This window comes from Streptococcus sp. 596553 (assembly GCF_900411395.1).
Classification (GTDB): Bacteria; Bacillota; Bacilli; order Lactobacillales; family Streptococcaceae; genus Streptococcus; species Streptococcus mitis_BA.
In genome coordinates this window covers 99066-114237 of the sequence record NZ_OXCQ01000004.1, presented here as the reverse complement: position 1 = coordinate 114237, position 15172 = coordinate 99066, and the positions used below count along the sequence as shown (strand labels likewise).

At 40.0% G+C, this 15172-nt stretch carries 13 protein-coding genes; 3 read left to right on the top strand and 10 right to left on the bottom strand.

Annotated features, from left to right (window positions below; genetic code table 11):
• Positions 1-209: 209 nt before the first annotated feature.
• Positions 210-1271, top strand: coding sequence for a DNA polymerase IV (gene dinB / locus DSY56_RS05830; protein WP_112444423.1), 1062 nt, complete (start codon positions 210-212; stop codon positions 1269-1271).
• 147 nt (positions 1272-1418) lie between these two features.
• Here the strand turns inward: dinB and DSY56_RS05825 are convergent, their stop codons facing one another.
• Together DSY56_RS05825 and DSY56_RS05820 are read right to left on the bottom strand one after the other, a co-directional pair.
• Positions 1419-2264 (bottom strand): undecaprenyl-diphosphate phosphatase, encoded by an 846-nt coding sequence (locus DSY56_RS05825; protein WP_112444421.1) that lies wholly within the window; start codon positions 2262-2264, stop codon positions 1419-1421.
• Positions 2265-2325: 61 nt separating this feature from the next.
• Complete coding sequence (locus DSY56_RS05820) at positions 2326-4215, bottom strand: DUF2207 family protein (RefSeq protein WP_112444419.1); 1890 nt, start codon at positions 4213-4215, stop codon at positions 2326-2328.
• Between the two features lie 138 nt (positions 4216-4353).
• Between DSY56_RS05820 and DSY56_RS05815 the strand changes: the two genes are divergently transcribed.
• Both DSY56_RS05815 and DSY56_RS05810 read left to right on the top strand, forming a co-directional pair.
• A complete protein-coding gene (locus DSY56_RS05815) occupies positions 4354-5919 on the top strand; it encodes an ABC transporter substrate-binding protein/permease (RefSeq protein WP_112444417.1) in 1566 nt (521 codons plus the stop codon).
• Positions 5919-6659, top strand: coding sequence for an amino acid ABC transporter ATP-binding protein (locus DSY56_RS05810; protein ID WP_000189483.1), 741 nt, complete (start codon positions 5919-5921; stop codon positions 6657-6659). The genes DSY56_RS05815 and DSY56_RS05810 overlap by 1 nt, the downstream gene beginning before the upstream one ends.
• A 106-nt stretch (positions 6660-6765) precedes the next feature.
• Here DSY56_RS05810 and DSY56_RS05805 read toward each other — a convergent pair whose 3' ends face one another.
• From DSY56_RS05805 to DSY56_RS05770, 8 genes are all read right to left on the bottom strand, one after another.
• A complete protein-coding gene (locus tag DSY56_RS05805; RefSeq protein WP_001130036.1) occupies positions 6766-6981 on the bottom strand; it encodes a capsule biosynthesis transcriptional regulator in 216 nt (71 codons plus the stop codon).
• 821 nt (positions 6982-7802) lie between these two features.
• Positions 7803-9053 carry a threonine ammonia-lyase IlvA gene (gene ilvA / locus DSY56_RS05800; RefSeq protein WP_049542557.1) on the bottom strand — a complete coding sequence of 417 codons (1251 nt, stop codon included), beginning with the start codon at positions 9051-9053 and terminating at the stop codon, positions 7803-7805.
• A gap of 50 nt (positions 9054-9103) precedes the next feature.
• Positions 9104-9460 carry a hypothetical protein gene (locus DSY56_RS05795; protein WP_001027897.1) on the bottom strand — a complete coding sequence of 119 codons (357 nt, stop codon included), beginning with the start codon at positions 9458-9460 and terminating at the stop codon, positions 9104-9106.
• An 83-nt stretch (positions 9461-9543) separates the two neighbouring features.
• The gene (ilvC, locus tag DSY56_RS05790; protein WP_000290683.1) at positions 9544-10566 is read right to left on the bottom strand and encodes a ketol-acid reductoisomerase; all 1023 of its coding nucleotides are present in this window, start codon (positions 10564-10566) and stop codon (positions 9544-9546) included.
• Positions 10567-10631: 65 nt separating this feature from the next.
• The gene (gene ilvN, locus DSY56_RS05785; RefSeq protein ID WP_001253803.1) at positions 10632-11108 is read right to left on the bottom strand and encodes an acetolactate synthase small subunit; all 477 of its coding nucleotides are present in this window, start codon (positions 11106-11108) and stop codon (positions 10632-10634) included.
• Complete coding sequence (locus DSY56_RS05780) at positions 11101-12801, bottom strand: acetolactate synthase large subunit (RefSeq protein WP_112444416.1); 1701 nt, start codon at positions 12799-12801, stop codon at positions 11101-11103. Before DSY56_RS05780 ends, ilvN begins: the two co-directional genes overlap by 8 nt.
• 200 nt (positions 12802-13001) lie before the next feature.
• A complete protein-coding gene (locus DSY56_RS05775; protein WP_112444415.1) occupies positions 13002-14669 on the bottom strand; it encodes a DAK2 domain-containing protein in 1668 nt (555 codons plus the stop codon).
• A gap of 2 nt (positions 14670-14671) precedes the next feature.
• Positions 14672-15037 carry an Asp23/Gls24 family envelope stress response protein gene (locus tag DSY56_RS05770; RefSeq protein WP_050089938.1) on the bottom strand — a complete coding sequence of 122 codons (366 nt, stop codon included), beginning with the start codon at positions 15035-15037 and terminating at the stop codon, positions 14672-14674.
• Positions 15038-15172: the final 135 nt, after the last annotated feature.

Below are 15172 nucleotides of genomic sequence, written 5' to 3'. Positions count from 1 at the left end.
CAACCATCTGTTACATTCATGAGTCAAGTATACCATACAGTAACCGATTTCAACAAGTGAAAATTCCCTATTTTTATACTTTCTTTTCTAAAACAGTCTACATTTTATTTTAAACTGTATTATATTTTTGAAAAAATAAAGTCCTTTTTTCTTTTTTTCAGAAAAAAGGGTATAATAAAAGAAAATAAGCAGTAAAAAAGGTGCTAGGCATGTTGATTTTTCCTTTGTTAAATGATTTGTCAAGAAAAATCATCCATATTGACATGGATGCCTTTTTTGCTGCGGTGGAAATCAGGGATAATCCTAAACTCAGAGGAAAACCTGTCATTATCGGCAGTGACCCTCGGCAAACAGGTGGGCGGGGAGTCGTTTCTACCTGTAGCTATGAGGCACGAGCTTTTGGTGTCCATTCAGCCATGAGCTCTAAGGAAGCCTATGAGCGTTGTCCCCAAGCCGTTTTTATCTCAGGAAATTATGAGAAATACAAGACTGTGGGACTCCAGATTCGAGCTATTTTTAAGCGCTATACAGATTTGATTGAACCTATGAGCATTGACGAAGCCTATTTGGATGTGACAGAAAATAAACTCGGGATCAAGTCAGCGGTCAAAATTGCTCGCCTCATTCAAGAGGATATCTGGCAAGAACTCCATCTAACTGCTTCTGCTGGCGTTTCCTACAACAAATTCTTAGCTAAAATGGCTAGTGATTATCAAAAACCACATGGTCTGACAGTGATTCTACCTGACCAGGCTGAGGACTTTCTAAAACAAATGGATATTTCCAAGTTTCATGGAGTAGGAAAAAAGACAGTGGAAAGACTTCATCAAATGAGTGTTTTTACTGGCGCTGATCTACTTGAAGTTCCTGAAGTGACTCTGATAGACCGTTTTGGTAGACTGGGTTATGACCTTTATCGAAAGGCTCGTGGTATTCACAATTCCCCCGTCAAATCCAATCGCATCCGTAAATCAATCGGGAAGGAGAAAACCTACGGGAAGATTCTCCGTGCTGAGGAAGACATCAAAAAAGAGCTGACTCTTCTATCAGAAAGAGTCGCTCTCAATCTACATCAGCAAGAAAAAGCTGGAAAAATTGTCATTTTAAAAATCCGCTACGAAGACTTTTCAACTCTTACTAAGCGAAAAAGTCTGAATCAAAAAACACAGGATGCTAGTCAGATAAGCCAAATCGCCCTGCAGCTCTATGAAGAACTAAGCGAGAAAGAAAGAGGTGTCCGCCTGTTGGGGATTACCATGACTGGATTTTAATACTCTTCGAAAACCTCTTCAAACCACGTCAGCTCTATCTGCAACCTCAAAACAGTGTTTTGAGCAACCTTTAGCTAGCTTCCTAATTTGCTCTTTGATTTTCATTGAGTATAAAACCTTGAAGAGCTGCCCCTTCAAGGTTTTTTCTTATACAAATAAACGAACAAAGCTATACAGTAGCAAGATACTACCAAGTACGATACGGTATTTACCAAAAAGGGTAAAGTCGTGTTTTTTCACATAGCTGGTCAAAAAGCGAATAGCCACCATACTAACTGCAAAAGCTACTCCCATCGCAACCAAGAGCAAGAACAATTGCCCAAAACTCAAGAGCTGTCCTGCTTTTATAAATTTGAAAATCTTTAAGGCACTGGCTCCAAACATAACAGGAATCCCTAAATAGAAGGTAAATTCTGTTACAACAGAACGACTAGTTCCATTCAACAAACCACCGACAATCGTTGCTCCAGAACGACTGGTTCCTGGTAAAAGGGCAAGAACTTGGAAGAGGCCGATATAGAAGGCTGTCGTATAAGGAAGCTTGTCCAACTCTGTTACACTTGGCTCGATAGCACGCGCTTTATTGCGCTTTTCCAAATAGATAAAGGCAATCCCATAGATAATCAACATGAGAGCAACTGAAACCATGTTATGGAAGTGAGTATCAAACCAATCATCAAATTTAAAGACGGCAAGCAAAGGTAAAGTGGCAATCAAGACCTTCAACCATAGTCTCCAAGTCTTACGAACTTCCTGTTTGTCCTTAGTCGGTTTGAAAGGATTGAGCTTATTAAAGTAAATCACCATAACCGCTAAAATCGCACCAAGCTGAATCACGACATTAAACATGGACATAAAGGCTTCATTCTGATTTTGGTATTGGATAAATTCCTCTGCTAAAATCAAGTGACCTGTACTGGAAATCGGCAACCATTCCGTAATTCCTTCAACAATTCCGAAGAAGATAGATTTTAAAATTTCAATAAGATACATAGATTACTCCTTTTTTCTACCTTCCATTATAGCATACTTTTTCAGTCTATGGCACTTCTCTTTAAAAGGCGCCGATACTGCCGCCACCTCCGCCTCCAGAGAAACCACCGCCAGAACTTCCACTTCCAGAAGATACGGAGTAGGTACTTGCTGTATTTGCGACACTAGCATAATGGCTCATTTGCGCGCTTGAATGATAAAACATACTATGCCAACCATAAGCTACATAGAGGTTGATATCTGGATTTTCCACTTGAATCTGATGAACCTTCATCAAATGACTGACCTTGTCCGCATAGCCAAATAAGGTCGCATAAACCAAGAGGCGATTCCAGACCACAATACTTTCCAATTCAGCCTGATCCAATCGTGCAATCTCACGCAACATATTTTCAAAGCTTGTCCAGAGATAGTAGACTTCTGCTCCTGCTTCATTTAGAACACCATCACGATTATCTAGTCGAAGCTTCCAATAATAGAAAACAGCCAAAACTAAACCTAGAAAACCAAGTATTGGCAAGAGGAGGTAAAGATAGCCATAAACATCCAAACTGTACAAGAACAAACCAAATCCGATAAATAGGGGCAAGATAGTCAAGACCCCCATACCCACTTGCAAGGCCTTTTCCCCACCAGTTAAAGGACGATAATAATCTGGAAGCCCCCAGAAGGTAACCCGATTTCTCACTCCTTCTTGCATCTCTTTCAATACTTCTTCAAAAGAGGATTTGAGCTGACGTCCCTTTGCTTGAATCCGTTTTTCATCAGAGACTTTTGCTCTACGATAAAGACTATCAGATACCTTGTAATCCGCAAACAAATTGGAAAGAGTTTCTTCTTTTTTGCCTGAAAAAGCCAGATTTAGACAGTCTTTCTCAAAGCTTGACAAACCATCTTCTTTTACTAGCCTCAAACCAACTGCATCTCCTTCTGAAATGATAGAGACATTCCCACGGTCTATCACATCTAGCAAGGTAGCTTGAATAAGTTGGTCAAAGGTAAATTTACCTGCTCCTTTTGTTAGAGGACTCACTTCCTCCAAGGAGGTCGAGTAAACCGCCTCTGATAAAACCATAGGCTCTAATTCCATTGGTGGTTCATAGAGACGATGATTTTTGGCATATTTGACCGAAGGAGTGGTCTTTCTTCTATAAATAAAATAGAAGCAGACACTCAATAACAGGGAGATAGAAAGTATCGAAGGGAAGACCCAAGTAAGGAGTTGTTTACTTTGCTCTTTTTCTTTAACAATCGAGTCCTCTATTTTATTAAACTCTTCTAAACGATTCCCTTTCAAGCCCTGATCCCTAGCACTAGTAAAATCAGTCCGAGGCCAATAGGCATGCAGTTCAACTCCACGCTTAGCCGGAAGATTGTCTAAACGAATAGTATAATCAAGGTTACTCTTTTCAACCATTCCCTCTCTAAAAAGTTTCCCTGTATGGAAAAAGAGTTTTTCAGCCCCCTTGTCTCCCCTTACATGAAATTCAAACTTGCCAATAGCCCCTGAACTATCTGTTAAAGGTTGCCAATTTAATTCAGCAATGTCATCATATAGAAAAAGCAAATTTTTTAAGTTCCAAACGAGGTCAACTTCAACTGTGTCGCCTTCTTGACCTGGATTATAAACTTTAACAGTATAACTATCTGCTCCTTCTATCACTTCGCTAGTAACGTCTGCTAGTTCAGCACCGTTTTTTGAGGCCTGAACTTTTGGATGAGGGTCAATGTCAAACCCGCTAGGCATCTTGCCAGCACGTCCAAGTCCCACGATTTGGCCCTTAAAGTCCTCCTCAAACTGATAAACTATCTTCTGTCTAAATTCTGCCGTATTGTCTGCATGAATATACAAATCCCCTTGGTAAGAGTTTATCTTGAAATCAATGGCAAAAACAGAGAATGGCAGAAGGCAAAACAAGCCTAAAACAAATAAGAAAAAAGTTTTTTTCATCAATTAAGCCCCCTTTTTATCTTTCTTATCATTATAGCATTTTTTCGTAAGTAAAGGCTTACTTATGTTGAAAAATTACGCATTTTTCGATAAAATAGGAGACAGTTATTTTTTAATAGATTAGAAATAGGAGAAATCATGAGAAAAATATACTTATCTATTTTCACAGGTCTCTTGCTGATGCTGGGACTTGTCAATGTTGCTCAAGCCGATGAATATTTACGCATCGGGATGGAAGCAGCATATGCTCCCTTTAACTGGACCCAGGATGATGATAGCAACGGAGCTGTTAAAATCGATGGAACCAACCAGTATGCTAACGGATACGATGTTCAAATCGCCAAGAAAATCGCTAAGGACTTAGGGAAAGAACCTTTGGTTGTTAAAACCAAGTGGGAAGGTCTAGTCCCTGCCCTTACTTCTGGTAAGATTGACATGATTATCGCAGGTATGAGTCCTACTGCTGAGCGCAAACAAGAAATTGCCTTTTCGAGCAGTTACTACACTAGCGAACCAGTTCTACTTGTCAAAAAAGATTCTGCCTACGCAAATGCTAAATCTTTGAATGACTTTAACGGTGCTAAAATCACTTCTCAACAAGGTGTTTACCTTTATGACTTGATTGCACAAATCACAGGTGCTAAAAAAGAAACAGCCATGGGAGACTTCGCTCAAATGCGCCAAGCTCTTGAGGCTGGTGTTATCGATGCTTATGTTTCTGAACGACCAGAAGCTCTGACTGCTGAAGCTGCGAACTCTAAGTTTAAGATGGTCCAAGTAGAACCAGGTTTCAAAACTGGGGAAGAAGATACAGCTATCGCTATTGGACTTCGTAAAGATGACAATCGTATTAGCCAAATCAATGCCAGCATTGAAACCATTTCAAAAGACGACCAAGTTGCCTTGATGGATCGTATGATCAAGGAACAACCTGCCGAAGCTACAACAACTGAAGAGACTAGCAGTAGTTTTTTTAGCCAAGTCGCTAAAATTCTTTCTGAAAACTGGCAACAACTCTTGCGTGGTGCTGGTATCACTCTTTTAATCTCTATTGTCGGAACCATCACAGGTCTCATTATCGGTCTTGCCATTGGTGTTTTCCGTACTGCTCCTCTCTCTGAAAATAAAGCCATTTATGGCCTACAAAAACTAGTCGGCTGGATCCTCAATGTCTATATCGAAATTTTCCGTGGTACACCTATGATTGTTCAATCAATGGTTATCTACTATGGAACTGCCCAAGCTTTCGGTATCAACCTTGACCGCACACTGGCTGCTATCTTCATCGTTTCAATCAACACGGGTGCCTATATGACTGAAATCGTCCGTGGTGGTATCCTAGCAGTTGACAAGGGACAATTTGAAGCCGCTACTGCTCTTGGTATGACTCATAACCAAACCATGCGTAAGATTGTCCTCCCTCAAGTGGTCCGTAACATCCTACCCGCAACTGGTAATGAATTTGTCATCAATATCAAAGATACATCTGTATTGAACGTTATCTCTGTTGTCGAACTTTATTTCTCAGGAAATACCGTGGCAACGCAAACCTATCAATACTTCCAGACATTTACAATCATCGCCGTGATTTACTTTGTCCTCACCTTCACCGTAACACGTATCCTACGCTTCATCGAACGCCGAATGGACATGGATACCTATACTACAGGTGCTAACCAAATGCAAACGGAGGATTTGAAATAATGACCCAAGCAATCCTTGAAATTAAACACCTCAAAAAATCCTATGGACAAAACGAAGTGTTAAAAGACATTTCTCTCACCGTCCACAAGGGAGAGGTAATCTCTATCATCGGAAGCTCTGGAAGCGGGAAATCGACCTTCCTACGCTCCATTAACCTACTTGAAACACCAACTGATGGACAAATCCTTTATCATGGTCAAAACGTCCTCGAAAAAGGCTATGACCTCACACAATACCGTGAAAAACTAGGGATGGTGTTCCAATCCTTTAACCTCTTTGAAAATCTTAACGTTCTCGAAAACACAATCGTCGCTCAGACAACTGTCCTTAAACGCGAACGTACAGAAGCTGAAAAGATTGCCAAAGAAAACCTAGAAAAGGTCGGCATGGGAGAACGCTACTGGCAAGCGAAACCAAAACAACTCTCAGGTGGTCAAAAACAACGTGTGGCCATCGCTCGTGCCCTTTCAATGAATCCTGACGCTATTCTCTTTGATGAACCAACATCAGCTCTCGATCCAGAAATGGTTGGAGAGGTCCTCAGAATCATGCAGGATCTTGCTCAGGAAGGCTTGACTATGATTGTCGTAACCCACGAAATGGAATTCGCCCGTGATGTCTCTCACCGTGTTATCTTTATGGATAAGGGTGTGATTGCTGAAGAAGGCAAACCAGAAGATCTCTTCACCAATCCTAAAGAAGACCGTACAAAAGAATTCCTTCAACGCTATCTCAAATAAAAAGAAAAGGCTGCATCAACCATGCAGTCTTTTTGCTGTCCAAAATGAAAAGGCAGATTCTCTATCTCTACTACTTGAGGGTCAAGAATCCGCCGTTATCCAAAGATTAATCTTCAAATTTTTCATGATTTTTTTCATAGAAATCAATTAGGCCTAGGGCTGTTTCAAATGAAATATTTTTTACTTTTGCACGACCCTGCGCCAGAGCAATGATAGACATTTCACGTGCATTCGTTTCTTTAGAGATACGGTAGCCTGTGATTTTCTTATCACGAACCCAGCCAACAACTGATTCTACTTTTTCAAAGTTTGACTTAGCCATGTTTTTCTCCTATTTTCTTCTTTACAATACTTAATTGTATACGTTTTTACTACTTTTGTCAATAAAAAAACATATATTCAATAAAACAAATGATTTAGTTTTTTCTTACTTCTTTTTTAAAGCCGATAATATATAGGTTTTTAGTTGCTATAACCCATTAGTAAGCGCCCCGAAAACAATTGAATTATTAAACTTCAAATTAGCAAAAATATTCATCGAGAAAAAATACCAGTTTCTCAATAGGATAAACAGGAGTCATATTCTATATCTTCATTTTAATCTATAAGTTTGTCAAAGAGAATCTTCCTTTTCGGACTATCTCATATCTATTTTGTCCTTTCTATTTCCTTTGGTTACCTTCCTGTTACTATTTAACTTTTTTAACCGGTACAATTGACTTATCTCATCAAATTTTGCATATTCTTATAACACACCGCTATTACAATCAGCATTTAGAATAGCACTTCCTAGTATTCCAAATGTTCTACTCGCCTCATATTATTGCTATCATATACTATATTCAATCAACTCACCAAATCTACCTTATAAGCATTGATTATTTTTTCTAATTCCTATTATATTTAATCAAACTTAAAATTAGATATATATAATATAGTATTCTAAAAAACAACCCTATATATAACAAGTCATTCTTCTTTATTATTATAAACTGAAATAAAAAATAATAGGTGCTATAGTGAGTTGTAGTAGAAATAGCACGATAGATTTCCTAAGTCCATAGGAATCGCCCCCTTTCTTCATCTTCATTATAGCACCTATACATCAGTTGTGCAAATAATATGATATTTTTTTATTAGTCCTCAGACAAGCATATTATAAAGCGTTTCATTCCCATTTAAGTTAATATAAGCCGGATCAAAACCTTCCATTCTACGGATCAAACCTGCATAATCATGCTTATCTGCCAAAGCAATCCCGATCAATACAGGCCCTGTCCCCTTACTAGCTCTTTTGATATACTCAAAACGTGTGATATCATCGTTTGGCCCCAGGATATCATTTACAAATTCACGCAATGCTCCTGGACGCTGTGGAAAATTGACCACAAAGTAATGCTTGATCCCATCATAAATCAAGGCGCGCTCTTCCATTTCTGGCATACGGTTGATATCATTATTTCCTCCAGAAATGATACAACAAATGGTTTTCCCCTTGATATATTCAGCTAAAACCTCTAAAGAAGCGATACTAGCCGCTCCAGCAGGTTCTGCGACAATCCCTTGCTTAGAGTAAAGGTCAATCAAAGTTTCAGAAATCAATCCCTCATCGACACCTACCAAAGTTTGAACATGTTGACGAGTTGCTTCATAGGTCAATTGACCTACCTTTTGTACAGCAATCCCATCCGCAAATTTGTCAATTTCCTTGAGTTTAACAGGCCCACCAGCTTCAAAGGCAGCCTTCATGGAACGTGCTCCATTAGCCTCTACCCCAATGACTTCAATTTCTGGACTTGTTTCCTTGATATAGGTAGAAACCCCAGCAATGAGACCGCCACCACCAACAGGAACCAAGATAGCATCAAAATCAATCGATTCTTTTCGAGCTTCTTCTAAAATCTCATAAGCAACAGTCCCTTGACCAGCTTGGACATGAGCATCATCAAAGGGATCAATAAAGGTACGATTTTCAGAGACTGTAAATTCTTGGGCTGCTTTAGCTGAAGCATCAAAGGTATCTCCAACTAGTTTAATGGTTACGAAGTCCCCACCAAAAAAGCGAACTTGACCAATTTTTTGTTGCGGAGTTGTAATTGGCATAAAAATAGTAGCAGGAATTTTCATCTCATTACAGGTATAGGCTACTCCCTGCGCATGATTTCCCGCAGAGGCACAGACTACCCCACGCTCACGCTCTTCCTTGCTGAGCTGAGAAATAGCATAATAGGCACCACGAATTTTAAAAGAACGAACACGTTGGGCATTTTCCTTTTTCAAATAAATCTTAGCACCATACTTCTCCGATAAATAATGGTCATAATCAAGCGGTGTATTCACAACCACACCGTTCAAGACCTTGTGAGCCTTGATGATATCTTTTGAACTTAACATATAAAACCTCTTTTTCTATAAAAAACAGTCACTAATGACTGTTTTTTTAGTTATTCATCTCCAAAAACTTCAGCAACACTTTCATGATATTTATGAGCCATACGAATTGAGAACTCTTTAGGAAGTTCATAACGATTTGTAGAAATCCAATCATATAACCATTCTGCCAAACTTTCTTCACTATCATTACGATGGAAGATAAAATAGTTTAAAATTTCTTTATATTCTACATCATTCAAATCCAGCGTGTCTACAAATTGACTACGAGGAACAAAATTAGAATCTAATTTTCTTAGTTGATCTGTCAATTCTCCCAATTGTAAATCCAACTGAAAAAATAATTTTTGCAGTTGCCTATCAGTTTCATCACATCCTGTCTTGATAGAAAACAAATTGGTAATATTCATATGATTTCAACCCCTAAATCAGTACATCTAATATCCGACGAATAGCTGAAGCTACTATTTTAGCAAAATTCTTTGCTTTCTAATTAGTTATAGATTTTGAATGCATCATCGTCGTTTTTACCAACGAAAGGCATTGCTTTACGCAATTCTGCACCAACTTTTTCAATTTCAAGGTTAGCTGCTTGTTCACGGTAAGCAGTCAATTTTGGACGTCCAGCTTTATAGTCATTTACAAAGTCATTTGCAAATTTACCATTTTGGATGTCTGCCAAGACAGCTTTCATGTTTTCTTTAACTTGTTCAGTGATTACACGTGGACCTGATACATAGTCACCGTATTCAGCAGTGTTTGAAATAGATTGACGCATTTTCTTGAATCCACCTTCGTAGATCAAGTCAACGATCAATTTCATTTCGTGAAGAACTTCAAAGTAAGCCAATTCTGGAGCGTAACCTGCTTCTGTCAAGACTTCGAAACCTGCTTCGATAAGGGCAGTCAAACCACCACAAAGTACAGCTTGTTCACCAAACAAATCTTCTTCAGTTTCTTCTTTGTAAGTTGTTTCAAGAAGACCTACACGAGCTGCTCCAACACCTTTACACCAGTCCATAGCAATGTTTTTAGCATTTCCTGTTGCATCTTGGTATACTGCGTAAAGAGCTGGAACGCCAAATCCTTCTTCATAAGTACGGCGTACCAAGTGTCCTGGTCCTTTAGGAGCACACATGAAGACATCTACATCCGCAGGAACTTTGATAAACTCAAAGTGGATATTGAAACCATGAGCAAATCCAACTGCGTTTCCAGCTTCCAAGTTTGGAGCGATTTCTGCTTCGTACAATTCTTGTTGGATTTCGTCTGGTGCCAAAATCATGATAACATCAGCCAATTTAGTTGCTTCTGCTACTGTGTAAGTGTCAAATCCATCTTCTTTTGCTTTGTCAAAAGATTTACCTGGACGTACACCGATGATGACATCGCGACCTGAATCACGCAAGTTTTGAGCATGCGCATGTCCTTGTGAACCATAACCGATAACGGCGATTTTTTTACCGTCAAGTGCTGCTACTTTAACATCTTTTTCGTATTCCATTTGAACTGCCATAGTTTTTCTCTCTTTTCTATTATTTATTGCCTTTTAGGCTGGTTTAACAAATTTAAGTTGGATTTTTAATCACGGGTAAATCCAGTTGCACCCGTACGAGCGATATTGCGAATACCGTATGGTCTAATGACTCGCAATAGAGCTTCACTCTTTTCGGCATTTCCTGTCATTTGAATGGTAATCGAGCTTGGCGCTACGTCTACCACTGTTGCACGGAAAGGTTGAATAATCGCTAGAATCTCAGCTCGCTTCTCAGCTGGCGCTGACATCTTAACCAAAATCACCTCGCGCTCCAAATGAGGCTTGTCTGTAATATCACGAATGCGAATCACATCAATCTGACGATTGAGTTGCTTGATGATTTGCTCCACTTCATCATGTGAAGCAACATCAATAATAATGGTGATACGCGATACATTCGGATCTTCTGTTGCTCCAACAGAGATACTTTCGATATTAACCTGACGACGAGACAGGACACCGGTAAAGCGATTGAGGACTCCTGAACGATTTTGTAGTTTTGCTGTTAACATTCTACGCATGGAACTTCACCCCCAACATCTCATGATTACTCTTACCAGCTGGTACCATTGGTAGCACCTGTTCCTTACGAGAAATATCTACCTCGATTAGCATAGGAACATCCTCAGTGATGACTTCAAGGTCTTGATCCAAGGTCTCAGGATTGTCAAACTTATAGTTTTTAATACCGTAAGCTTGTGCCATCAATTGGAAATCTGGAAGGGTATCAAAGACTGACTCAGATGTTCTACCTTCATAGAAGGATTCCTGCCACTGACGAACCATTCCAAGTGAGTGGTTGTTCAACATAACCACCTTGATTGGCACCTTGTAAATGTTCAAAATAGCCAATTCTTGGTTAGTCATTTGGAAGCCGCCATCCCCAACAAACAAGACTACTTCCTTATCTGGGTTAGCAATTTTAGCACCGATTGCTGCTGGAATTCCGAATCCCATGGTTCCTAAACCACCTGAAGTCACTAACTGACGTTCATTTTGATAGGGATAATACTGGGCTGTCCACATTTGGTGTTGACCAACGTCTGTTACCACAATGGCATCTCCATTCGTCAATTCACCAATTCGTTCAATAACAGCTTGCGGCTGAACCACACGCTCTTTTTTGTCATAAGAACGAACACGGTTCTTGTCTTTAGTGACTTTTTCAATCCATTTTTCAGTATTGTTATGAACTGTCGGTTCTGCTAGCAACATTTGCAAGGCTTTCTTAGCATCTCCAACCACAGGAATATCTGCACTGATGATCTTGCCAATCTCGGCTGGGTCAATATCAATGTGAGCAACCTTAGCATTCTTAGCGAAGGTCTTAGGATTCCCCGTCAAGCGGTCATCGAAACGGCAACCAATACTAATCATAAAATCAGCTTCTGTCATGGCAATATTAGCTGCGAATGACCCATGCATCCCCCCCATTCCAAGGAAGAGTGGATGACTCGTTGCAATCGTACCTTGCCCTAAAAGACTAGTTACCACTGGAATTTGGTAACGTTCTGCAAATTCATTTAATTCTGCCGCAGCTTCAGCATAACTAATTCCACCACCAGCTAGCAAGACTGGCTTTTTAGCCTTGGATAATTGCTTCAAGATTTTCTTGATTTGCATATCATTTGGCTCAAGAGTCGGCTGATAGCTTGGTAGGTTCACTTCTGATGAATAGATGAAGTCTGTTTCTAAAGCAGATACGTCTTTAGGTAGGTCAATGACGACTGGCCCTGGTCGACCTGTAGTTGCGATATGGAAAGCTTCCGTAATGATACGGGGAATATCAGCTGTCTCACGAACTTGGTAATTGTACTTAGTGATTGGCATGGTAATTCCCACGATGTCTGCCTCCTGAAAGGCATCCTTCCCAATCCCTGCTCGCGCCACCTGACCTGTAAAGACCAAAAGGGGAACGCTATCGCTCATGGCATCTGCAATCCCTGTAATGGCATTTGTTGCTCCTGGTCCACTAGTGACGACGGCAACACCCAACTTTCCAGTTGATTTGGCATAACCTTCAGCTTCATGCAGACAACCTTGCTCATGGCGTCCTAGAATGTGGCGAATGCCTTTAAAATTATATATCGCATCATAAAAAGGCAAGACTGCACCACCAGGATAACCAAAGATGGTATCAATTCCTAAATCACGAAGTGTTTCCAAAACTAGGTCCGACCCCGTCTTAGGAGATTCTAAACTGATTTTCTCCATTGTTCCCCTTTCTTTCCTCTTAAAAATAACTTGTTACTATCATACCATTTTTTCAAAAATTTTCAAGAGAAAAGAAGAAATTTTCTGAATTTTCTATTTTAACGTTTATTTATGAATGTTATTTTTGTTTTTATTAAAAAGATACCGATTTCATTTACTAAAAAAGAAAAAAGAACCGATTTCTCAGTTCTTCATTAATCTTATTCCACACTAAATAGGTATGGGTAAACAGGTTGTTGACCTTGGTGAATCTCAACTTCAATGTCTTCGAATTCTTCTGCGATTTCTTGAGCAATTTCATTGGCAAGTTCTTCGCTTCCGTCTTCACCGACATAGAAGGTTACGATTTCACTATCTTCATCCAACATATGTTTCAATGTTTCAGTCAAGGTTTGGTGCATGTCAGGGTTTGACACGAGGATTTTCCCATCCACCATACCAAGATTATCGTTTTCATGGATTTCTAAGCCATCAATGGTTGTATCACGCACGGCTGTTGTGACGCTTCCGCTAACGACATCGCTAAGAGCAGCTGTCATACGCTCTTGGTTTTCTTCAATGGACTTGCTTGGATCAAAGGCAAGAAGACTTGTCAAACCTTGAGGGAGAGTGCAAGCCTCTACCACCACTGCTGGTTGCTCCAAAACTTCTGTTGCAGATTGAGCAGCCATGAAGATATTTTTGTTGTTTGGTAGGAAGATAATGTTACGAGCATTGACCTGTTCAACAGCCTTGATAAAGTCTTCTGTTGAAGGGTTCATGGTTTGACCGCCTTCGATAACATAATCCACACCTTGAGAACGGAAGATATCTGCTAGACCTTTACCAGCCACTACAGCAATCAAAGCATACTCTTTTTCTTCAGCAGGCTTGCTAACTTGAGCAGCTTCTTTCTCAACCTGTGCCTCGTGTTGGTTACGCATATTATCAACTTTTACCTTGACCAAGCTACCATATTTGAGACCTTCTTGCATAACCAGTCCTGGATCTTCTGTATGAACATGGACTTTGACGATTTCATCATCATTGACAACGAGGAGAGAGTCTCCAAGCTCATTCAAGTAATTACGGAATTCATCGTAGTCAAAATCTTTGGCATAGGTTGGACCTTGTTTAAGAGCTACCATGATTTCAGTACAATAACCAAAGGTGATGTCCTCAGTCGCTACATGACCAGCCACAGACTTGTGGTGCTCTGCATTGATCATTTCACTCATATTAGCAGGAGTCGCTACAAAGTCCTCCGATGCAATATATTCGCCAGTAAGGGCTGAAAGGAAACCTTCGTAGATGAAGACCAGTCCTTGACCACCTGAGTCCACAACGCCAACTTCTTTCAATACTGGAAGCATGTCTGGTGTTTTAGCTAGAGCTGTTTTAGCACCTTCCAAGGCTGCGCGCATGACTTCAACAGCGTCATCTGTTTGCTCAGCTTTTTTCTTAGCACCGATAGCAGCACCACGAGAAACTGTCAAAATCGTTCCTTCAACTGGCTTCATCACTGCCTTATAGGCAACTTCCACACCTGATTGGAAGGCAAGGGCCAAGTCTTGACCTGTTAACTCGTCTTTATCCTTGATGGCTTGTGAAAATCCACGGAAAAGCTGAGACGTAATAACTCCTGAGTTCCCCCGCGCACCCATCAAAAGCCCTTTGGCAAGAATGCTCGCTACCTCGCCAACTGTAGAAGCTGGCTTGTCTGCAACTTCTTTAGCACCATTTTCAATGGTCATTCCCATGTTTGTTCCAGTATCTCCATCTGGAACGGGGAAGACGTTTAATGAATTGACATATTCAGCTTGCTTATTCAAGCGAGTTGATGCAGCCTGCACCATTTCTTGAAATAAGCTAGTAGTAATTTTTGACACGGTTATTCTCCTACAACTTTGATATTTTGAATGTAGACATTTACAGTCTGAGCAGTGATTCCAAGCTGGTTTTCCAAGCTAAAGGCAACACGCTCTTGAATGTTTTTTGACACTTCACTAATCTTTGTTCCGTAGCTCAACACGGTATACACATCAACTGCAATGCTGCCATCTTCAGCTGCCTTTACGACGACACCTTTGGAATAATTTTCCTTACCTAGAAGGGCTTGGAAATTATCTTTGAGGGCATTTTTACTAGCCATACCGACCACACCAAAAATCTCAGTTGTTGCACCACCTACGACGGTTGCAATCACTTCATCTGTTAGTTCGATTTGACCATCTTTTGTATTAATTTTTACAGTCATCCTTTTTACCTCAACTAGTTGATACTCTATTTTATCATATTTCATCCCAAGTGTAAAAGCAGAATACTGTATCAGCGGATATTTACTCTGCTTTTAAAATGATTTTTTCGCTATGACAAAAGAAAAAGACCCTGA